Origin of the sequence: Bradyrhizobium vignae (assembly GCF_900324035.1) — a bacterium.
Classification (GTDB): domain Bacteria; phylum Pseudomonadota; class Alphaproteobacteria; order Rhizobiales; family Xanthobacteraceae; genus Bradyrhizobium; species Bradyrhizobium vignae.
Window position 1 is genome coordinate 6,650,381 of sequence record NZ_LS398110.1, and the last position, 21,557, is coordinate 6,671,937.

The 21,557-nt window shown below is 58.1% G+C and carries 15 protein-coding genes and 6 pseudogenes; 11 read left to right on the forward strand and 10 right to left on the reverse strand.

Translation table 11 applies throughout. From position 1 onward, the window contains the following. Positions 1–738 precede the first annotated feature (738 nt). Positions 739–1,335 (forward strand): hypothetical protein, encoded by a 597-nt coding sequence (locus BRAD3257_RS32165; RefSeq protein WP_122405223.1) that lies wholly within the window; start codon positions 739–741, stop codon positions 1,333–1,335. Here BRAD3257_RS32165 and BRAD3257_RS32170 read toward each other — a convergent pair whose 3' ends face one another. The 3 genes from BRAD3257_RS32170 to BRAD3257_RS32180 form a co-directional block, all read right to left on the reverse strand. Next, complete coding sequence (locus tag BRAD3257_RS32170) at positions 1,336–1,626, reverse strand: hypothetical protein (protein ID WP_145987066.1); 291 nt, start codon at positions 1,624–1,626, stop codon at positions 1,336–1,338. A gap of 152 nt (positions 1,627–1,778) precedes the next feature. Further along, positions 1,779–3,143, reverse strand: coding sequence for a type II toxin-antitoxin system HipA family toxin (locus BRAD3257_RS32175; protein ID WP_122405225.1), 1,365 nt, complete (start codon positions 3,141–3,143; stop codon positions 1,779–1,781). Next, positions 3,118–3,471, reverse strand: a complete 354-nt coding sequence (locus BRAD3257_RS32180) for a helix-turn-helix domain-containing protein (protein ID WP_122405226.1) — start codon at positions 3,469–3,471, stop codon at positions 3,118–3,120. Before BRAD3257_RS32180 ends, BRAD3257_RS32175 begins: the two co-directional genes overlap by 26 nt. 341 nt (positions 3,472–3,812) lie before the next feature. Here BRAD3257_RS32180 and rpmG point away from each other — a divergent pair, with 341 nt between their 5' ends. Continuing rightward, on the forward strand, positions 3,813–3,974 hold the full coding sequence (rpmG, locus tag BRAD3257_RS32185) for a 50S ribosomal protein L33 (RefSeq protein WP_122405227.1): 162 nt from the start codon (positions 3,813–3,815) through the stop codon (positions 3,972–3,974). Between the two features lie 220 nt (positions 3,975–4,194). On the opposite strand, the gene BRAD3257_RS32190 is transcribed toward rpmG, so the two are convergent. The 3 genes from BRAD3257_RS32190 to BRAD3257_RS32200 form a co-directional block, all read right to left on the reverse strand. Further along, positions 4,195–4,335 (reverse strand): Flp family type IVb pilin, encoded by a 141-nt coding sequence (locus BRAD3257_RS32190; RefSeq protein ID WP_122405228.1) that lies wholly within the window; start codon positions 4,333–4,335, stop codon positions 4,195–4,197. A 172-nt stretch (positions 4,336–4,507) separates the two neighbouring features. Then, entirely contained in the window at positions 4,508–4,774 is a 267-nt protein-coding gene (locus BRAD3257_RS32195) for a hypothetical protein (RefSeq protein ID WP_122405229.1), read from the reverse strand. A 442-nt stretch (positions 4,775–5,216) separates the two neighbouring features. Beyond that, complete coding sequence (locus tag BRAD3257_RS32200; protein WP_122406872.1) at positions 5,217–5,732, reverse strand: FAD-binding oxidoreductase; 516 nt, start codon at positions 5,730–5,732, stop codon at positions 5,217–5,219. Positions 5,733–7,309: 1,577 nt separating this feature from the next. On the opposite strand from BRAD3257_RS32200, the gene BRAD3257_RS40470 reads away from it, so the two are divergent. The 9 genes and pseudogenes from BRAD3257_RS40470 (at position 7,310) to BRAD3257_RS40560 (ending at position 14,663) form a co-directional block, all read left to right on the forward strand. Beyond that, positions 7,310–7,486: a hypothetical protein gene (locus BRAD3257_RS40470; RefSeq protein WP_174221603.1), complete on the forward strand. Its 177-nt coding sequence runs from the start codon at positions 7,310–7,312 to the stop codon at positions 7,484–7,486. Positions 7,487–7,906: 420 nt separating this feature from the next. Beyond that, positions 7,907–8,487: pseudogene (locus BRAD3257_RS32215) on the forward strand (LabA-like NYN domain-containing protein). 194 nt (positions 8,488–8,681) lie between these two features. Then, positions 8,682–8,900 (forward strand): hypothetical protein, encoded by a 219-nt coding sequence (locus tag BRAD3257_RS39465; protein WP_145987067.1) that lies wholly within the window; start codon positions 8,682–8,684, stop codon positions 8,898–8,900. 121 nt (positions 8,901–9,021) lie between these two features. Next, complete coding sequence (panD, locus tag BRAD3257_RS32220) at positions 9,022–9,375, forward strand: aspartate 1-decarboxylase (protein WP_122405231.1); 354 nt, start codon at positions 9,022–9,024, stop codon at positions 9,373–9,375. Positions 9,376–9,455: 80 nt separating this feature from the next. Further along, positions 9,456–10,600: pseudogene (locus BRAD3257_RS32225) on the forward strand (8-amino-7-oxononanoate synthase). Beyond that, a pseudogene (gene bioD / locus BRAD3257_RS32230) lies at positions 10,597–11,228 on the forward strand (dethiobiotin synthase). The pseudogenes BRAD3257_RS32225 and bioD overlap by 4 nt, the downstream one beginning before the upstream one ends. 186 nt (positions 11,229–11,414) lie before the next feature. Then, positions 11,415–11,741, forward strand: a pseudogene (locus BRAD3257_RS32235) (hypothetical protein); the annotation flags it as partial. A gap of 796 nt (positions 11,742–12,537) precedes the next feature. After that, positions 12,538–12,990, forward strand: a pseudogene (locus BRAD3257_RS32245) (sigma-54-dependent Fis family transcriptional regulator); the annotation flags it as partial. 1,514 nt (positions 12,991–14,504) lie between these two features. Further along, positions 14,505–14,663, forward strand: a complete 159-nt coding sequence (locus tag BRAD3257_RS40560) for a hypothetical protein (RefSeq protein WP_181956128.1) — start codon at positions 14,505–14,507, stop codon at positions 14,661–14,663. Between the two features lie 513 nt (positions 14,664–15,176). On the opposite strand, the gene BRAD3257_RS32270 is transcribed toward BRAD3257_RS40560, so the two are convergent. From BRAD3257_RS32270 to BRAD3257_RS32285, 4 genes and pseudogenes are all read right to left on the reverse strand, one after another. Then, positions 15,177–15,383: a cold-shock protein gene (locus BRAD3257_RS32270; RefSeq protein ID WP_122406874.1), complete on the reverse strand. Its 207-nt coding sequence runs from the start codon at positions 15,381–15,383 to the stop codon at positions 15,177–15,179. A gap of 501 nt (positions 15,384–15,884) precedes the next feature. Continuing rightward, entirely contained in the window at positions 15,885–16,952 is a 1,068-nt protein-coding gene (locus BRAD3257_RS32275) for a prolyl oligopeptidase family protein (protein WP_122405233.1), read from the reverse strand. A 1,194-nt stretch (positions 16,953–18,146) separates the two neighbouring features. Further along, a pseudogene (locus BRAD3257_RS42065) lies at positions 18,147–20,056 on the reverse strand (alpha,alpha-trehalose-phosphate synthase (UDP-forming)). A 523-nt stretch (positions 20,057–20,579) separates the two neighbouring features. After that, positions 20,580–20,789 carry a response regulator transcription factor gene (locus BRAD3257_RS32285; protein ID WP_122406875.1) on the reverse strand — a complete coding sequence of 70 codons (210 nt, stop codon included), beginning with the start codon at positions 20,787–20,789 and terminating at the stop codon, positions 20,580–20,582. Positions 20,790–21,557: the final 768 nt, after the last annotated feature.

The following is a 21,557-nucleotide window of genomic DNA, read 5'->3' on the forward strand; positions in this document are numbered from 1 at the left end:
TCCCTGTTGTTCCTTAAGGGCTCGTCGATCGCGTTCCGCAGCGCCTTTGCTTCGTTACAAGAAGCAAAAGAGCGTGCAGCGCCACGAGAGAACGTCAAAGGCGAACGTAACGCCGAAAGCACCATGGACTTCCTGCATGATGTCCCCAGCCGCGGTCATCGGCCAGCCTGAGATTTCAACGGAGGCTTCCATCCTACCGCGGAGCGATCCGCAATGCCTTCGGCCCGGACGCCTCTCATGGCGTGATCGTAAAGACCTACTCGGTAACGCATCTGGTGAAGGAAGCGCAGGGCCGCTACTCGCCCGCCGCCGTAGTAGCGGTAAGCCGTGACGTAGTATCTGGCGATCCCGATCAGTACGCTTCAGCCAGCTATGTTGAGCGTCAGAACCTTCGCTGCGCATGGCTTCGCGCCGGTTCACCCGCCTCACCAACCGCTTTAGAAAGAAGCTGGACAACCACGTTTGCGGCGGTCGAGCGTCGCGCACTACCATCTGTGCCGCGTCCGTAAGGCCCTGCGCACGATGCCAGCTAAGGCGCTAGCCTTGGCTGACAAGGCGTGGAGCGTTGCTCAGTTTGTTGGGGCCGCACTCTCCGTGGCGCCTGCACTAAGACGCCGCCAGATCGTCGCCGGAAGTTCACTGTCATTCAGGGAGAGAGGCAGGGGTGAGTCATAATGGCTCACTAAAAACCGTTGCTGAATCAATGATTCTGATACTCTGCCATCCAAGGAGATTCGGATGGCAGACCCAACTTACAATTTGAACGGCGGCTTTAAGCCGACAATGAAAAGGTTCGCTGATCTCAGCGGGCCTGATTTTTTCCCCACCCCACCGTGGGCAACGTTTGCTCTGATCGACAATGAAAAATTCACCGGCGAGATTTGGGAAAGCGCGTGTGGTGATGGGACGATGTCCCGGGTGCTAGAGCAGACCGGGCAGCCCGTTCGCAGTTCTGATTTATACGATCGCGGCTATGGCGAGATCGGCTTTGACTTTCTTGAGCCGAAATGGTCAGCCGACAACATCGTAACCAATCCGCCTTATAACTGCGCTGAGGGCTTTGTCGCCAGCGGCGTCAAGCATTCGAACCGCAAGTTCGCATTGCTGCTGCGGCTTGCCTTCTTAGAGGGCGCGAACCGCGCAAATACGATCTTCGCAAAGATACCGCCCGCTCGGGTCTGGGTTTTCAGTGAACGAATTACTTTCTATCCTAGCGGCGTGGAGCCCAAGGGCAGCGGAACGACGGCCTATGCGTGGTTTGTTTGGGATAAAGAAGCGCCGGGCAGAACCGAACTGAAATGGTTCAAACCCGGCTATAAGGCGAAGTTCTCCTAGCTAGGCTGCAACCTCGCGCCCCGGCAGCGCCAAGCCGCCGGGGATGGCGACAAGCTTGCCTTCGTAGATGGCGTTTCCGGGTGACGCTTTATGCGAGGTGATGTTGCGCACCTGCTGCTCCCATAACGACTCGCCTGGCCGGGTCGGCGATGGCGCGAGGTCTTCGGCTGAAAGCGTTAGGTAGTTCGGAATTTCTTCGATCAACTCTTTAATGGTCGCACGACCTTTAGCTCGATCGGTAAGAACTTTGGTGGCCGCTTCGGCAACTTCAGCTTCGGTAACTCGGGACATATTCCCTACTCCATTCTGGTGGAGTCCGGAGATAGGTTCGCGCAATGGTAGTTGGAGTCAGTATAACTACGGTGTGTAATTTCAGTGGCCTACTTTGAAATCCCGAGTGGCCTATTTCGGCCAGAACCCTAGCCCTCCCTGTGCCATGAGCCTTAAGCACGACGTGTAGCCATGTTTTCAGGCGGTGAGGCAGGCGGGCTCGGCTTTCGTCGGGAGGTGCATCTCGTCCTAGGGCGCTGGCGCTGCTGCGCCTCGGGCGCTGGATCCGCTTGCTTCAGGCGCTCCAGGTATCCGCGTGCGCGCGAAATCACCGCCTCGACCACCGTGTCAAGTACGGGATCGCCCCCGGCAGGCATGGCTGCGACCTCGGCCTTGGCCGCCATTGCATGGTGCGTCACGGCCTGAGCAATCTCGGAGACGCGCCGGATGGTCTGCGCTGGAGAGAGCTTGCACTCGACCGCGAAGCGCTCCCAGTGATTGCGTCCGAGCTGGTCAGCCTGCTTCTGCCCGCCGATCTTCTGCGCCATGTTGCGCGTGATCTTCGGATATGGCGCCGCACAGACGATGTCGTAGCCTGGCGCCATGGCAGCGCCCCGCGCCGATAGCATCAGTGAGTAATTTTTGGCGTGGGAGTCCGTGTTCCACACCATCGGATTGAAGATCGCAAGATCGACGAAGCGGGCGGTCTGCTGTGCTGTCATGTGGCGCTGAGTCACGCCAACCATGTCGGCCAATGATGGTCCTTTTAGGCCTCTATCGCTATTCTGGTACTTGGCAGCTGGCGGGCGACCCAGGGCTTGGCAGAAGTCCTCCTGATGCAGCCGCCGCCACCGCTTGCCGTCATGACGGCGGTCATAGCGCTCGACCAGCAGGTAGCTACGTTCGCCTGCCGTCCCGGTCGTCACGTTCGGCGTCGGGATTCCGATCATGCGCGCGAGCGTCAGGCAGAATGCCTCGTTCTGGACGGCGCCAGGCAAGCGCTCGCAATCGGGCTTGATGATGTGGGTCGATGGCGCTCCATCGATCGGTATGTACAGTGTATCGCCGTCCACAGCGACGGCGAGCTTCGTTTGCACACCGGCAAGCGACATCGACACGCCGTCCTCGCCGACGAGGAAGGGCTTGTGGGGTAGCTCATTGAGTATGCGCTCGAGCGAGGGCTTGTCGGGGATCTCTCGCCATTTGCCGGCGACGAGACCGGTGCCAGGTTGTCCGACGGAGAGCGCGCCGGCGGTGTCGCGGCCCATCTCGGCAAGAAGACCGATGACATCGGCCGGCGACTTGCCGAGCATATGACCTACGGTCCCGAGAGTGGCGTTCTCCGGCAGCAGATTTGCCGCCCATGGCAGAATTGCCGAGGCATGGTGCGACGCCCGCGAGAGCGGCATGGTGAGCGACACAGGGAAGGCGCCGGTCAGCCCGCGCCACGATTCGGCATAGGTGAAGCCTGACGCTTCGTCGGCGGCCGTGATCCAGCCGACCTCTCGCGTCTCAAAGTAGACCGGAAGACGGTCCATGAGGCTCCTCCTCGTCGCTGTCGGGAATGTCCGGTGTCTCGGAAGTGTTCACGCGGCGGGCTTGGGCATCCTTGAGAACATCCTCGATGCGCAGCCCGAGCACATTTGCCACGTGCAGGCTACGCCCGAGCTGACAGGTGCTTTTTCCGGCCTCGAGGTCGACGATGAAGCGCTTTCCTGTCCCGCTCACCATGGCCAGCTCGTCCTGCCGGAGGCCCTGGCGTTTGCGTTCTTGCTGGATAAGGCGACCGAATGCTGCAGCGAACTCGGCGGCTTGGCGCGCGACACCCGTCTGGCCAGGAGCCTCGTTTCCGCCCGAGGTGTTCATAGCTCTTCGTCCTAAAGTTACCGGGCGGGAACTTTAGAAGTTGAGGCAGCAAAAGTCCAGCAAAAAGGTACCGATCGGGAACTTTTTCGGGCGATTCCGATGAGAGGGCAGAAAAGTTACTGAGCGGGAACATTTGCCTCAACGGCGAGGCTGAGCGGCCAAGAAAGTTACCGATCGGGAATTCTGCTTCCAACCAAGGGCCAAGGGTTCATTGAAGAGGAGATGACGACCACCGCGGGAAATCCCCCGCTAACTCCCGTGGAGCGAAAGCATGGTCGTTAGCGAGAACGCCAACCTCGGCCTATCCGCAGTTGAACGCCCTTCCCTCGAGGGTTCTCAACATGGCCGGAGCGGTCACCATCAAGATCAAGCTCGTGTCCTCGGCTGACAGCGGCTTCTATTACGTCGCCAAGAAGAATTGGCGCACCAGACCGAGAAGCTGGTCAAAGTATAATCCGGTCGCGCGCAAGCATGTCGAATTCCGCGAAGCCAAGATCAAGTAAGATCGCGGGATAAGCTGAAGAACGGGCGGGGCCTTCGTGGCGCCGTTTCTATTGCGCCTGATGATCTTGGCCTGCCGACATGGTCGCCAAGATGAGTGAATGGCTGAAACGATCGACCTCGGTGTGCTGACGACGACCGACAGACCCCAATTTCTGACTGGGCCCTCTCTCCTTTATGTGCGAGGCGCGAACAAGGCCGCCGACTGAGGCGGCCTTTGAGTTATTTCAGAGAGCTGCTGATCGAAGCGAACTTCGTACTGAGTTTCGTGCCCAGCCCGTTCACGGCTGAAATGATAGCCAGTGAGATTCCCGCTGCTATCAATCCATATTCTATGGCGGTTGCTCCGGATTCATCGCGCAAGAAGCGCTAGCGTTTTCACGGTGCGCCTTTCCAAGGTTAAGCCTCAGAACCCTAGCCGCAATTTATTAAAGCAAGCACAATCTCGTTCGTTGTCGGCGCACAACTTTTGTACGAAACGAACCGATATATGCGCGCACTCTGTGAGATCGCGGTCTGATCTCGTCACCCTGCATCAACTGCCCGCGCTCGGGCTGCACGGCAACGACATGCCCTGGGCCTCCATATAGAAGGATCCCGATGACTTCGCCACCGCCAGCGTCCGCCGACAGCTGTCGTACCCCTTCAGCTTGTCCGCAAGCGTTTTCCTGTTTTCAATCACCCACTTAACGCAGCTGTAATACCAGTACTGACACGACTTGATGCCATCTGCCGCGTACGCCGAACTGGCCACAGTCGAGATGATGCCGGACACAATGCATGCGATCGCAATCTTCCTCATTCCGATCCTCACCATGCGAGCGTCTGTGGTGCCGCACCCAGACGTTCCGAAAACTGCGTCGCGTCGACGGTGCGCTACTATGCAACGTTCGTTTTCTGCCGGTTTGTAATTCAGCGGGCCGCTCAGCGACTCACGGGCGTCCCGATTTTGGACCTCGGCTCTCTTTACGACGTTTTGCGTCAGACAAGTTCAGAAAGCTGCACAAGGACCTATTGTCTTGTCTTCCGAATTTCGTGCATGATGAGTTGTGCACTCTGCAAGCGCATCAACTTCAGGCGCAGAACTTCGATTTTCAACTTCAGCAGTTCAACATACGTTGTTTTCATCTCCATGACCCTTGCTTGCAGCGCGTCGGCGCGCGCTGTTCGTTTGCTCTTGTCGATGCTTCATGGCGATTGTCACTCGCCTTCATGATTCATGCAGAACCTCTATTCGAGAAGGACTACGCTATTGCGTTCGGCAAACGTCTTTCGACTATGAAATGCGCGGGCTCGCCGCGATTGGGTTCGACAAAGCCCTTCGCCACCAATAGCTCGCGGGCATCGCGAACCAGGGCGGGGCTGCCACCGATCATTTCGGGATCCTTGATCACGCTGAGGAACGGCGCAAGCCCGGTGCCGATCAGATAGAGATTGCGCCCATCTTCAAGACTATCGATGACCAGCGTCCCCGTCGCCTTCCGCCTAACGATGATCTCGTCCCCCTCCTTCAGATGCTGCAGACGCGAAGTTAAGGGACCGTCCAGTACTCTCGTCGAGAAGAATTCCAGCCGGTCCTCATAGTCGGCACTGGCGAGGCTGTAGGCCCGCAGTTGAGGCTTCTTGTCGATCTTGAGCCCGACCATAGTGAATTCGCCGCTGCGGAAGGGGAACGACGGATCCCGCGTGGTGGTGAAGCTGAATAGATCGTCCGTCCAGTGATGAACACTCAGCACGCGTACTTGGTTAAAATTGCTCATCATCACCGCTCGGGCGAAAGTTGAAGCATGACCAGCGTGGCGGTTTCCCGAGACGTTCATGCTCAAAGCCAAACCTCATCAACTAGCGCGCGACACCCACCAACGCGTTCGCTTTAAGCAAAGGCAAACGCGAGCAAGCTTGAGCAGAGCAGCGCGAACCCCGCCGCAGTCAGTGCCACCCGCGACTAGGCCGCGATTGCCCCTGAAACGGCCTCGATTGCGCCGGTCGAAGAGAACAGCCGCCCGCCATAGCTCTATGAGAGAAAAACCTCCGCATCCCCCATGTTGCTCAGATAAACTCCCAGTCTCACGCTGGGGCCGCTAGGCAGGCATTGCCAGCTCACTCCCGGCCGTGAACGAAGAATTGGGTATGCCCATCGCGCAAACTACAATGGCAAGTTTGGGCGCCTTTGCTACAACAAACACCGTACGTAGCGAACGAACAATCTCGTTTCGCACCTGAATATTTCGGCTTTGAATGAGCGTTTCGTACCAAAGATCCTCGCCCCACTTTGAACTTGCGCCCCGTTGCGGCGCTGCTGACACGGCCTCTCAACGAGGGGCGACGTTCCGAGATCGGCTGAGGTGAGGCCGATGTCGCCGCGATCACGCGTGATTCACAACAGTAGCGATATTTCAATATCGATTTGTGCAATGAGCCATGTGCTTACGCTTGCCCGACCGCCTCTTTCGACGGATTTCAATTGCTCGGTGACGTGATGGACCGGCGCTGGTCGGAACGCGCTGCTACGCCAAAATTCACGCCGCCATCGACGCCCTCGCCCCAAAACGAAGCAACAGCCGCTCTCTCTCGGCGGCCGGCTTAGCGCCGCTGAAGAGAAAGCCCTGCTCAGCCCTGGGCGCGGAGAACTTCAAGGGCTTCAAGACGATGGTCGTATTTGATCGCGTAAAAGCGGGCTTTGCTATTCCAGTTGAGACGCCATGCGAGGAGTGACCAAACCCTGATGCGTATCTACTACGGCGTGGATCGGCGCGTTTCCGCGTTTTTTCGTCGCCTTCCGGTTATAAAATACCAAAAAAACGTTCGCGCCCTCCTCTAGTGTCACGTTCATTCCAAGCTGGTCTTGGTCCTTCCGGAATTGGTATTGGTATCCACGTGGCGGTTCGCCTACTCATGCGCATGATCCGCTTTCGAAAATAAGAGAATTAAAACTGCATGATCGTCAACGTGCTTTCAGATCCTCGAGCAAGCGTTGCAGAGGACCTCAAGAAAGCCCTCCTGAGATACAATTCGTATTCTGGGCGGCGCAAGGTCGCGATTGCCATCAGCAAGCCCGCGAGCGATTGCCAACTGCTATCTCTGTTGCTGGAGGACGGGCAGAGGCTCCACCTGACAGTGACGACGGCGCGGCCATGATTGCTAACGACGCGTATTGTACGAAACGCTCCAACGAGATCTCAGACGAGAAACGAGATTGTTCGTTCGTTGCGTACTGAATTTGTCGGAGCGCGGCCTGCGGAAGTAAGGTATTTATCGCGCTGGTTCCAACATCGTATGGTTAAGTCATCCCTTGCCGTTCGGAAGGTGACGCCGATCCGATGGTCCTACATCCGTCATGAACGACAGCGATAGCAGCCACCCTGAAACATCGGAGATGACAGATGACCAGCGCGAATTGAGGCGCTGCAAGCAAGAGATTGCGCGTCTCAAGCAGCTCGTTGTGAAGCTCTCTGAAATCGTCTTGCGCAACGTCGTCAAGAGCGAGGGCGGACGACAATCGGAGCGCCCCTGAGTCTATGAGCGACGCCGCCGTAGTGCGCTGTCTCCCAGCAGCGTAGCTTCCCGCCTTGGTGGTATGGGGAGCGGCCCCGCCCTGTGCTCCACGGGCGGGGCTCTTAACTTTTAGTCGGCAGCACGCATAGGTCAGGAGACGCATGGATGACGGGTGGACTGATCAAATGTGCCTTGTTGTAACTGATGGCAGCGATTGCTTCTGATCTTGCTGTAGCGCACTGATGTTCAACCGTGACGGTGAATACTGGACTCAACTTGCGGCCTATCTCTCCGCCCTGATTGTCGCGTTGTCTGTGCTGTACAGCGTTGGTCAACTTCTGGTGGGAGACAATCTTGAGCTATCTCTTAACCTCGGATTCTTTTTTGGATGGATCGCATGCGGCCTAAGCTAATGAGTGGCGGGGGCGGTCAAAAGCCAATGTCACCAGTCGACAAAATCGCGCTCTTTATCGACGGCGCCAATCTCGACGTAACCTGCAAGGCGCTTGGCTTCGACATCGACTACAGGCGCTTGCTCGCGGAGTTTCAGAGCCGCGGCACAGTGGTGCGCGCGTTTTATTACACGACGATTATCGAGGAACAGGAATGTTCGCCGATCAGGTCGCTCGTCGATTGGCGCGTCTATAACGGCTACACGGTTGTCACCAAACCAACCAAGGAAATCATTGATGCCAGCGGCTGCCGCAAGTAAAGGGCAGGATGGACATCGAGCTTGCGGTCGATGCCATGGAGCTTGCCGAGCATATCGACCAGATGGTCCTGTTCTCGGGCGACGGCGATTTCTGCTCCCTGGTCGAAGCCGTGCAGCGGCGCGGCGTGCGGGTGACTGTCGTATCCACGATCGCCAGCCAGACGCCGACGATAGCTGCAGAACTTCGGCGACAGACGGACGTATTTATCGAGCTGGCACAGTTAAAGCTGAAGCTGGGTCGCGATCCGTCCGATCGGTTAGGCCCACGTCAGGACGAGCGCCGAAGCTCGAAAATCGGAGTTTTCTGAGCGACGCCGAAGTGGTGCGCTGTTTCCAAGGAGCGTGGCTTCCCGCCTTGGCAGGGCATGGGGAACGGCTCCGCCCTTGTGCTACATGGAGCCTCCATGGGGTCGGCGGCGGGGTATTCGTCGGACGGTCATCCAAAGTGGAGGCATTTGCACAATGCGCGAATACAGTCGCATGAAGAAGAGGCGAGAGCCGAATGAGCGATACCAAGCAATCTCACCCGGTGGCGACGGGTGAGAATGATAGTGAGCAATCTTATCCTGTTCTGCTGGCTTTCATGGCCATAGGAGCACCCTCGGGAGGTGTCATGGGCTTCTTGCTGGCCGGACGAGTGGCGCTTGCTTTAACCGTCTTCGTTTCCGCTACATCGGGTATCTTTTTTGGGTGGATCGCACGCGGCCTAGCGAATGAGTAGCGGCACGTGCTAGCCAGATCTCGACGCGAATTTGCTGGGCCAGCTCGAAATCGTGTCCGGGCTTGCCCAAAAGTGAAACAGGAACGAGCACGCTGTACTCTAACTTCATCTTAGGTGACAAATGCAAGTTACTTTGATGAAAGGCAAGATCCATCGCGCCTCGGTGACCGAAGCCGATCTGCACTATGAGGGATCGATCTCAATTGATCGTAAGCTCATGGATGCTGCGGGATTCTTGGTCAACGAACGCGTTGAAATCTACAACATCGACACCGGAGCACGCTTTGCCACCTATGTGATCGAGGCACCTGGAGGCTCGGGCACGATAGGTCTGAACGGGGCGGCTGCGAGACTTGCGATGCTTGGAGATAAAGTCATCATCGTTGCGTATGCCGCCTTTGATAAGGCGGAAGCAAACGCTTTCAAGCCACGCGTGGTGCTGGTCGATCGAGAAAATCGCATCGTGCCAGGCTGAAGCTGCACGCCACGCGAATCTTCGTTTCTTCTCCGCCATTAAAAGCGACTTTCCTGGTGATGGCTTGCCTTGGAGCGAGTATGAACCCAATCCATACCGAGCGCTTTGAAAGCTATGTCAACGCCTTACTTGCCCTGAAACACGACAACCGACTGCGCGGGCTCAAAGCGCGCGCGGACGTCGATTTTACATCGAGCGATTACCTCGCGCTGGCGAGTGCGCCGCGCATGAAGAACGCTGTCGCAGCCGCGCTCGAGGCCGGCACACCGATCGGCGCCGGCGGGTCGCGGCTTCTGCGCGGCAATTGCGAGGAGCACGAACGTCTCGAGGTAGAAGCGGCCAGGTTCTTTGGCGCAGAGACCGCGCTCTTTTTTGGCGGCGGTTATGTCGCAAATTTCGCTCTCCTGACCACGTTGCCGCAGCGCGGCGATCTGCTTGTTGTCGATACTCTCGTGCACGCAAGTATTCACGAGGGCGCGCGGGCTGGACGGGCGGAATTTCGCATATGCGCCCATAACGATCCCCAGGCAGTCGAAGACACGATTCGCAACTGGCGTGAGAAAGGTGGAAGGGGCCGCGCCTGGATCGTGGTGGAAAGTCTTTACAGCATGGACGGCGATTTCGCGCCACTTGGAGATCTGATTGCGATCGCCGATCGCTACGACGCATTCCTGATGGTCGATGAGGCTCATGCCACGGCGCGCGGGGACGAGGACTGACTGCGCCTTATGAGCGGCGCGACAATCTCCTGGTTGTTCATACCTGTGGCAAAGCCCTGGGTGCCGCAGGTGCGCTCGTCACGGCCTCCGGCGTGCTGCGGGATTTCATGGTGAATCGCTGCCGCGCCTTCATTTTCGCAACCGCGCCTTCACCATTGATGGCGGTCGCGGTGCGGGAGGCCCTCTTGATCCTCCAATAGGAGCCGGAACGGCAGCAGCGACTGGCCAAGCTGGTCGCGTTCACGCATCGACAGATCGGCTTGCGCGATCTTGGGAGCCCCTCGGGCTCGCAGATCGTGCCCTATATCGTTGGCGACAACGCGCGTGCCATGCGGCTTGCCTCTGCACTGCAGGGGCGCGGCTTCGATATTCGCGCGATCGGGCCGCCGACAGTGCCGGGGGGCACCGCCCGTTTGCGCATTTCAGTTACGCTCAACGTTGGAGAGGACGACGTGCGTGCAATGCTCGATGCGCTCACTGAGGAGACGAGGGACTGGAGGCAATGAGTCAACGAATCGTGGTGACCGGTACAGATACCGGGATCGGAAAGACGGTTTTTTCTGCGGGGCTCGCACATCTCCTCGGCGCAGACTATTGGAAGCGGGTTCAGGCCGGCCGGGAAGGCGGAACCGACAGTGAAGTTGTCGCTCGGCTGGGCGGTCTTTCGGCTGATCGGATCGTGCCGGAGCGTTATTGCCTTCAAACCCCCGCTTCACCCCATCATTCCGCCGAAATTGACGGAGTTCGCATCGATCCGGATTTGCTCGATCCGCCGGAGACTGAGGAGCGGCCACTCGTCATCGAGGGGGCCGGCGGGTTGATGGTGCCGCTGATCGGTGGCACGCTTTACATTGATGTCTTCGAGCGATGGCGGCTTCCTGTCGTTCTTTGCGCGAGCACGCGTCTCGGCACCATCAATCACGCTCTACTGTCAATAGAGGCCTTGCGAAAACGCGAGATCAAAATTCTTGGGATTGCTTTCATTGGCGAAAGAAGTGCGAGGCTCAAACTGCAATTCGGGAGATCGGGCGGGTGCGTTGGTTAGGACGATTGCCCTGGCTTTCGCCTCTCACGGCAGAGACGTTGCACGGCGCGTTCGCAGCCTCGTTCCGGTCTGATGATTTCAAGCCGTGATGCCAAAGAAGAAGTCGCCGATCTGGCATCCGTTCACACAGCACGCACTCCAGGACCAAAAGATAAAGGTCGTGCGTGCTGGTGGTGCGTATCTCCACACCGCGGATGGCCGCCGTATCATAGATGCAATTTCATCCTGATGGGTCGTGACCCACGGACATTGCCATCCGCATATTGTGGGCGTCTCGCTTACGCGTGACGTCGGTCGCTACGATGCAAGAGCAGACAATAGAACCATTTCGCACTGATCTGCGCTTTGCAAACGTCCGCCGGACCGGCACCATCACAGCGCTCGACCTGAAAGCGAGGGATGCGGGCTATCTGGCGGATATCGGTCCGAAGCTTCAGAGGTTCTTTACGAGCCGAAATCTGCTGCTGCGCCCGCTCGGCAATACGATCTACGTGATGCCGCCTTATTGCGTCACGGCGGCAGATCTTTATCAAATCTATGGCGCGATCAGGGACGCCGCCGGGCGCGTCGCGATCGGTAGTCACCAGGAGCCTAGCCTTTAACTGCTCCGGAGCTGGGGCGACCTTTGCCTATCCGTACGCATCCGATGGCGGCGCTGGTTAGCAGGATCGATCCGCAAGCATATGACGCCGGACATCCTCAGGGTGCCACTCGAAGAGCTCCTACCCTCGGCCTATATGAAATCGCCAGAACTCGGCGCAAGGCGACCTAGGCCGGAGCGTACATTCTATCGAGGACGGACACAGACGATGTCGGAAATCGCATGGCAACAGGATGGGATCGATTCTGGCTGGTACATCGCTAACGGCATCGGATCGGTCCGAAGCGCTGGCAGTTACGGAAGACCAGGAGGCTGGTGGTTCCTGCCCGGTTGGTTGCCTGACACTGAAGAGAGTGACATCGGTTAAAGACACAAGCTGCAGTACTAGAACAAGCCGAGCGTCTCGCTGCTGGCAAAGATTCAACCGCCTAGTCGCCAGTTGGCAATTCCGCCGAGATTGCTGGAGCAGCGCTTACCCTGGTTATCTTCGGCCGGCGAGCTGATGGGTGCTCACGCCGCGTGAGCGAGTTGAGGGGGCCAATTCCAAGGCAGGAGTTCGTGAATGCACTTGGCGGGTGATCCGGCAGCCGGGTCACGGCGGGTGCTCAATTTGAGCTTGACCGGCGACGCCTACTCAGCAACCATACGTAGATTGATTGAGGAATCACCGCCTGGTGGCGGCGGTGGTGCTGGTGAAAGACAAGCTCGGCGTCACCATGACGACGCAAGGCATGTTGTTACTTTTCACGGAAGGACTCGCGTCGTGGACGACGCGAACAGACGTATAGGACAATAGCATGCGGCTTCTCGTTGTCGGCAAGTTGAAGGGCCAGCTCACGACGGCCACCAAGATCGCCATGGACAATGGGGCGACCGTCACCCACGCCGAGGATCATGAATTGGCGATGCGAGTATTGCGTGGCGGCAAGGACCGCGACCTGCTCTTGGTCGATGTCGGGCTCGACATCCGCGACCTCGTCATGCGGCTGGAAGCCGAGCACATTCACGTGCCGATTGTTGCTTGCGGCATTACCAACGACGTCGGTGCAGCGGTCGCGGCGATCCATGCCGGTGCGAAGGAATACATCCCGCTGCCGCCGGAACCGGAACTGATCGCCGCAATTCTCGTAAGGGTGGCCGACGAGGCCCGCGACCTCGACTACCTGGACGATGAGATGGCGCGGGGGATCAAACTCGCCCTGCAGTTCGCCGCCTTCGGTGATGCGGGTGAAACTATCCTATCCCAAAGCTTCGAGTGAGTATGCAACAGCCGACCCTGGACCTATCTGTCGCCGACACCGCTCCTGAAGACTCCATTCTGACGCCCTATGATTATGAACGTTTCATCATCTACTGGCGGCTCTTGGACGTGAATGCCTGAGCGAGCCGATTGGCGGGAGATTGCCGAGTCCGTGCTGCACATTAGTCCCGTAAGTGAGCGTCAGCGAGCGCCCAGGCCTATGAGAGCCGCCTCGCCCGCGCCAATTGGGTGGCCGACCACGGTTAAGGGTTTCTCCTACGTGGAGAGTTGCCAAGCCTGATTGATCAAATCCAAGCCTACACGCACATCGCCACACCTGCTGCGTCCTTCAGAGAGGACGCAGCCACCGTTCGCCGTGCTCACCGGCTGGCTCGAAAAGCTCCTCACAGGCAGTTGCGAGGTATCCAACATTGATAATCTCGTCGTACGCTAGAAGCGCCGCTCAATAACGAGCCGGGATTCCCAATGGCAAAGAAAACCAAGAAGCTTGTCCGCCGCGCATACACCATAGCGAACGTTAAATAACTGCGCGCCTATTCGAACGCGAAGACGCTCCTTATAAAGATCGCCAAGCAAAAGAATCGAACCGTAGGCTCACTGCATCAAAAGGCGCTGACGCTTGGCATTTCACTGGCCATCAACGATAGGTCCTATTTCGTTATCGGTGTTTTGCCCAACTAGGATCGGTATCGTTCGCGGAAGCTTTACCCATTTTTGGAAGGAAGTTTCCAAGGCCGAACCAACCGCGAACGTGCGAGCTGCGCGTCTCCCCGCTAGTGCCATACGACAGACGATACCGACTGTTCCAGACCATGTTTCGTAGTCGCCCTACTGCTCCCGCCAGCCCGCGTGCTGATGTCGGACAGCGTCGCGATTTGCTCGAATGATGCGGCGAGGTATCACCAGCACCGCATCGGACTAATCGATATCCTTAAAGTCCCGCCAATCGGGATGGATCTCGATCGTAGCCTCGGTCTCCGCGTCGGTGAACACGTCGACACGGGCCCAGTCAGTCTTGTCCCTCCGGCGATCGCCCCATTTTCTCCGTCGCACCGATGGAGCAGCCAATCTGGCGCGTAGACTTGCGAACGGCGCCAGTGAATTGAGGATCTTCACTTTCACGGGGACCAACGTCGAGGCCGTCCCATGCGCAGGAGGCACGCGCGACCGATAACGATTTTCACGAGAATTGTGTTTTGAGATTATCTTTCATGAGCTAGGATGGAAGCTTGATTTGTGGGGGATCTGCAATTCACGCGTCAGATATATTTTTCAGGAAATTTTGCATGAGCGCACAATTTTCAGGACAAGTGAATGTTTTTCACGACCGCCGGCGCCCCCAACCGCCGTTCCGGTGGGCTACGCCGCCCTGATCCACGCCTACAAGCTGCCCGTCCCGCTTCCCCGGACCTTTTCGGCGATCGGCACGAAGCACCGCCTCATCGAACAGGGCGGCCGGCCCGCGCCATGCGCCTGAAGCCTCGCTTGAGAGACACCTGACCTTTGCCTTCAAGTACGGAGGGCCTCGATCTCGCGGTTCTGAAGCGGCTCTTCCTCGCCGTCACCGAAGGAGACATCATAGAGCTCGCGCGGCAGAAGCCGACCGGCCTCTACGCGCGCCGGATCTGGTTCTTGTACGAATGGCGCTTGGCCGCGAGCTGAAACTGCCTGCCGCGGAGTCTCGTATGTAGATGCTGTCGATACCGATATCCAGTTCGCAGGCGCGGGGCAGAAGCCGGGCCCGGCATTGCGTCCGCAACAACCTTCCCGGCACGCCGGAATTTTGTCTGCTGGTTTTCAGGACTTCTGCGCTGAACGAGTTCATCGCGCAGGACTGGAAGGAGCGGGCGCCGTGGTCAGCCACGTGCCGAAGGATCTGCTTGCCCGCACCGCCGCGTTCCTCCTGCTGAAGGACTCAACGTCCAACTATGGCATCCACGGAGAACGGCCGTCGCAGGCATAAAGCCAACGCGCTTTTGTTTACACCAACCCTCGAAGGCCTATGGCATCGGTGTAGCGGATATAGACCTGCAGCCGCAGCCCAGCCGGCCAGTATGGTCCATAACGGACGAACTCGGTTGTGCGAGCACCTTCATGAGCTACGTGCGTCACGCCTGGACAGGGGAGCACGAGCCGTGCATTGTTAGCCCCGCCGTGATCCGGAGGCGAGTCAGATCAGCCAACCCTCAGATCCTCGGCTGACATTTTACCCGAACGCCCGGCCTTGAGCTGATAACTTACCCGGGCCCCCTCTTCGAGGGTGGTGTAACCGGCCTTTTCGACGGCACTGATGTGCACGAAGACATCGGGACTTCCGTCCTCAGGCCTGATGAAGCCATAACCTTTGGTCGAGTTGAACCACTTTACAATACCCATCGCCACGGCGGCATCTCCATAGTGAACCATTGTGATCTAGCGAAGAGTCTCCCGGCCATCAAGACGGTCAGCAAGAGATGCCCAGCGTCGCTGCGCTGCTCGCGTCCTCGTTTTCTTATCGCCAGGTCTAGCTGCGGCCGCATCGTCCAAGCGACCAAAACCCTGACGTCGACGACAGTTTTGCCTCAGGGCTTGAGCCCAGATGACGTTTTGACCTTCGCTTCACTCATCGCGGCCACCGGCTTACAGAAGAGCTGTGGAGCCTCGAACATTCCGCTCTCATCCAGAGCCGGCGGGTGGCTTTCATCGACGTTGAACAACAGGTCGGCCGTGAACTCGTTTGCGCAGCCTGGAGCGGGATTATCAATCCGAGCACGCCTGCATGAAGATACCTGGCATGTTTTCTCAAGCACGAAGACGCTCGCATGGCTGCGCTTTGGCGTTCGTCTTCGGATGTCAACCGCACGTCGAGCCCGGTCGAACGAACAGGGTCCGCCGAGACAATCCTCAAGGAAGCGCATTTGGCAAGTTATCCGCTCGTCCTGTTGTATTTGGGGAGCCGGCAAACCCGCTCGACAACGGCGGAGCCTTGTTCAAACCGGTAACTTGCGCATCTGACGAACTTCGTCGCGCCGCCGGCGGCTCATCAGCCTTTCGCCTTGGCTTCGATGAATTCAGCGAAGCAACGTGAAGACGTTGAGATAACCAATGGTCTCGATTTTGTCTGCTTCGATCAGCCTGTTGATCGAACTTTACTCGGAACAAAGCCGCCTCGCGGAAGACCACATATTCGGTCTCGAAAGAGCCGATTGCGCGGACCGCGCCGGTCGCATGAATATGACCCTCGCTGTCACGAAGCACGAGGGGCTGCGTCTCACTGTCGGTGGGCTCGCCACGAAAGATCTCGCGAGCCTCACTGAGCGACTGAGCGCGTTTGAGCTCCTTCACCACAAAGGGGTAGCCGGCTTGCGTCAAAGTCCCCTCGCCCCAGCCCCGTGCAACAAGGAGTGTGTCACCATCGCCCCAGCTGACGTCCTGCTTGTCCTCTGGGAGATAAAAGCCGTCCGCAACGAAGGTCTTCGCGGTGCGATCGAACTCTCGTATGGAAACGGCATCCTTGACGCCGTCGGAAAGACTAATTAGGCAGAGGCGCTCTTCAGGCGGAAGGCAGCTGGCGCCTCGAAAGACCCAATTTCTGTTCTCGGCGGCGGCTAAGGCGTCCACGTCGAGGATGGCTTCCCAATTTGGGACTTGGCTACGATCGCTCTCACGCGTGGTGCGCCGCCAGACGCCGCGCACCTGGTTTTCGTCTTGCCAGAAATGCTCCAAACCGCGCCCTTCCAATGGAATATCTGCGATCCGATCCTTCTGCAGGATGGCGAGCGCCTGTTCGTAGAAATGACGATAGCGAGGATCTGACTGAAGCACCCCGTGCGTCTTCTCGTTTCGGCGCGAACCCAAGCCACTGCGGCTGGCCCTTCGCTCCTCGAGCCAACGGAATGGATCATCAATCAGTGCCGCATCGGTTCGCTCCTGTGAAAGCGCCGTGGAGATGAAGCAGGCAATCGAAATCAGCGTGGCGAAGAGAGAGTGACGTCCTCATAAATTTGCTCCGGCTGAGGTCGAGCGACCACGCTCGCGGGCCCTGGCGCGTCACGCAGAAGCGGCGGAAAGCGCGCAAGCGCATGACTTAGCGCGGATTGCGCTATGTCACGGGACCGTTCGCTGCAAGCTGCGTGCCGGCTAAAGAGTCGCAAGTTTCAGCCGTTCGGGGCTGCACGACCATGTTCGGTTGCCGCCATTGGTTGCCAAGCGGACATCACAGCGTGTCGGCGGACGGCCTGCGAGACAGCACCAGCATTCGATTTTCAGTGGCAAGACCGGGACGCAGCGATGCTGCTTACCTCCGCATCTGAGGTCCTCCTGGTCGGCGTCACCGGGCGGACTTGTCGACGGGCATCATCAAGACAAACACCAGGCGCATTGATCAGCAGCCAGATCGACATCATGCTAAGGATGGTATGCATGGCGATCTCCGACCCGTCGGCTGTAAGCATTGTCGAGTTGGAGGAGCTTTTCCTTACGAAAACACACACGAAGTCACGCCGATAACTCGGGTCGTTAACTGGTTGCCGAGAGGATTGCGCTCGAGACGAGGAGAGTAAAAGTGCCCCGGAACGGCCTACGTTGCAACACGTCTTGAGATTGAGCCAACAATCACCAACAGGTACAAGCACCAGATCAGGTTCTTCTGGGCACAAAATGGCGAAATGAAGCTGGGCATCAGCAGCAATTGAGGAGCTACGGTCCAGCTTAAACGATCCTGATTTACCCGGTTTGGACCGACGCACGAGCCGTGGTCTCATCGACGACGCCCGATTACACAAAAGAGACCAAGGGCTAGATTTCGATCGAGAATGCTCGCTGCTGCCGGATCATCCGGGCCGTCCAAGGCTGATGCAACCCTCACTGCGAACTATTCCGTAACGTTGCTGTTGCGGCCCCAGAGCAAGCGCCGCTTTCCGGGGCGGAGCGATCAACGGGCAGCAGCCCGCCGGCTGTCGCCGCCACCACTCGCATCAGCGTCGTTTGCAGATGGAGCATGAGTTGACTGTATCGCCCTGTTCTGGTCATGGACCACTCGCATGATGTCTTGATTTCATGCGGGCCTGCGCCGCCCGCAAGAACCGCGTCAGCGCCAAAGACCTGGATTGCTCCTCTGTCCTGCTACAGAAGCCTGTCATCCGCCGTGCTATGCTTTTCGGCCGGTCAGTCCTCGCGGGCACCGAGCTCTTGTCCGCGACGACCATCGCGTGAAGCTGTCGCCGCCGGCAGATCCCAGAGTCTGTCCTGTGTATGGTTCAGTGGGGCCGCTAAAGCCTCAAAGGCTGACTTCACGTCTGCATAGGTAGCCTCCCTCAAAGCGGCATCCGCTGGGTCGATCTCGTTATAGGCGGTGACGGCCTTGTTATAGTTCTGGTACAGGGGCATTTGAGCCTCGTTGCTCCAGCCGAAACCGGGAAGGAGGATGTGATCAGCCGGAATCGTGACGCGGCTTTTGTCCAGCTCCCGGAGGTAGTCCGCCGACCAGTCGTGGATCGTGTAGGATTCAATCTTGTCCATCATCGATCGCCAGCGCTTGACACGCTCCTCAAGCGGCATGTTGGCTGCTTTCTTAATAGCGTCTGCGATCTCTTCGGGGTGGTTTGGATCCACCAGCAGCGCCTAGTCGTCGTTGAAGTCTTCAGCCGCACCTGCAAACTTCGATAAGATCAGAACGCCAGGATTCTCCGGGTCCTGTGCAGCAACATATTCTTTCGCTACCAGATTCATCCCGTCCCGCAGCGGCGTGACCACACCGACATGTGCCGCGCGGTAAAGACGCGCCAGCGCAGCCTGGCTGAACGAGTCATTCGTGTAGTGGATTGGCTTCCAGTCGTCTGTGCCGTACTCGGCATTGACGTGGTTGATTGCATTCTCCACTTTCTCCTTGTACTTCCGATACTGGTTGACGTCGGCGCGTGAGGGCGGCGCGATCTGCAATAGCGAGATGCTGCCCGGCTCGGCCGCTAAAAGATGGTTGAATGCTTCGACCCGCTTGTCGATACCTTTCGTGTAGTCGAGCCGGTCTACGCCGATCGCACACTTGGCGCCCTCGAAGTTTTGCAATAGCGACGAGACTTTTTCTTGCTCGGCGGGCGAGAGCTCTGCCGCAAGATACTCTGCGAACTGCTTGGGATCGATACCGATTGGGAATTTTTGAAGTCGCGTCTCGCCACGCTGCGTGGTCACGACACCATCCTTGCTCTCCAGCCTAAATAGGTGCGCAGGCAGGCCAGGAAATTGTTCAAGTCCCGGTTCGTCTGAAAACAGAGCAGATCGTACTCCAGCATCGACTTCATCAGTTCGCGATAGTTGGGCACGCGCTTTATCATGTCGGGCGCCGGCCATGGCGTATGCAGGAAAAAGCCGGTCGGCCGCTCGATGCCGAGGCTATGCAGATTGCCCCCGAGCGGAAGCAAATGATAATCATGCACCCAGAACGCGTCCCTATCCCGCAAGTCGAATGCCGCACGCGCCATAAACTCGTTGATCTTTCGATAGCTGTCATAGTCGGAGCCCGAGCTGTCATAATCGGAGCCCGAGCTGTCATCGTCGACTGTGGAGCCGGCCATCTGGTCGGGCAGAGAATGCAATGCCGGCCATAGCGTCGAATTCGAAAACCTTGTATAGTAGCCGGAATAGTCGGCTTCCGGCAGATCGAGCATCGCCACATCGCCTGCACCGGACTTCACGAGCGGCAGCGGCTGCTCGCTCCCGTCGCCCCGGTTGTCCGAGGAGCCCATCCAGACCGCACCGGAACGTTCCACGACCGGCTCGAGGCCCGCCGCAAGCCCGCCGGTCTGGGGTTTATTGGGGTCGAACGGCGCAACGCGGTTTGAAATGACAACCAGCTTCATTTCGGGCTTCTGGTTGACCGTATCGAAGCGGTCCTCTGCGTCGGCCGAAACAAAAGCATCGGAAGGACCTGCACCTCCTTGCTGCTCCTGCTGCAACGGCATGTCGTGCAGGTGCAGGTCAAAGGCCGCTTGGCCTAAGGTTTCATCTTGCTGGCTCGCGCCTGATGTGCTGCTGGAATCCAACGTTGCGGTGTCGAGCGCGTCATGGATCCGAACCATCTCGTAACTCCCTATGACGATGTTTGCGTGCGATGCAGTCGCAGATCAGCCCCGACCTATCTCCATTAGGGACGATGGCAGGTTCAGCTTTCCGGAAGCTGACAGTCGGGCAAAATGGTCGGATTGCTGCATCCAACCCGGACTTCAAGGCAATCGTGGCGGATGAGGCAACGAGATGCCGGATCAAGGCAAGACGACGCTTGGCTTCATCGAGCTGATGAGTGCAAGCAGAGCGTCGCCCTCATAGCTGGCGAGGCGCAATGGGCCTCGGCGCTGGGCGCTGGGGCGAGGTCACCGTCCTGATCGGCACCATTTGAATGGCGCGAGCGCGCCTCGCCTAGTGGTCCACGGCGGCCCATGACGATCGGCGGACGAAATAGAAGCAGGTCCTGTTAGTAGTAACAGCGTCTATAGCTCTACAGCTGCGACGCGTAATCCGCCTCGCATTCCGCCGGAGCAACCCACAGTTACCGCTTACATTCGCTAGCTCTACATGAGCGGCAACGCAACCGCGGCCGTTACTTTAAATAAGACCCAAGCGCCGCGCCTTGACGACGGACTGCGTCCGGCTGGTCGTTTCCAACTTTCGCATCGCATTCTTGACATGGAAGTTGACGGTGTTCTCGCTCACGTTCAGGATGACACCGATTTCCCATGATGACTTCCCCTGCTCGATCCATCGCAAACACTCTCTTTCACGTTCCGACAGCACAACCTCTTGCACATCCGCCATGATTTTCTCCTGGACTCGACAGAACAGGAGAGGCGTCAGCAAATGCGATGCCACTCAGTGGCGCCGGCAAACACCGGCGAGACAGGACACATTCTTCGGCGATTGCCGCGACATTCGCGCGAGGCCGCCATCCCACTGCAGCCCTGTTGATGGGCTTGCGACATGTGTCGTAAACACGACATCAGCATTACGACAATCGTGGCTGTCGATATTGCGTCCAACTCTAATGAGCCGGATATCACCCTTCCACTAAGCACTCCTCCCCGCCAAGAAGCGGGAGAATTCTCCTGGGAGCTGCAGGACCAGGCTCGCGAACCCAGGTCATCCATTTGCAAGCAAGGCCCTTCTTTGCAGCCTCTAGCGACCCCAATCAACTGATAGCGAAAGCTTCGCGTTCGGCGCCACTCCTAAGCAATTATGCAAATCTGCGCGCCTCAAAAAACTACCAATGCTGGTCATTGGTCGGCATTCCCCCAAAAAGACATGAACGGTGACGTTGGTGCCAATCGAGAATCGGCTTGCAGGATCTAGGCATGCAGTATCAACCACAAGCCGTTCGGCCTATTGCAGGTCGTTGATGCGCACAGCCGTCGCCTGTCGAAATGCTTCGCGCCCAGGTCTGCTCGAATGATGAGCTGTCGTTTCTGATGGAAGCGCACGATGGCCCGTCCGCTGCAATCGCCCAACGCTCAGGATTCAACGGGCTCTGAGCCTCTGGCCTGTCGATTGCCAGTTCGCTCGGCTATCCGCGATGCCAATGAAGCTTCG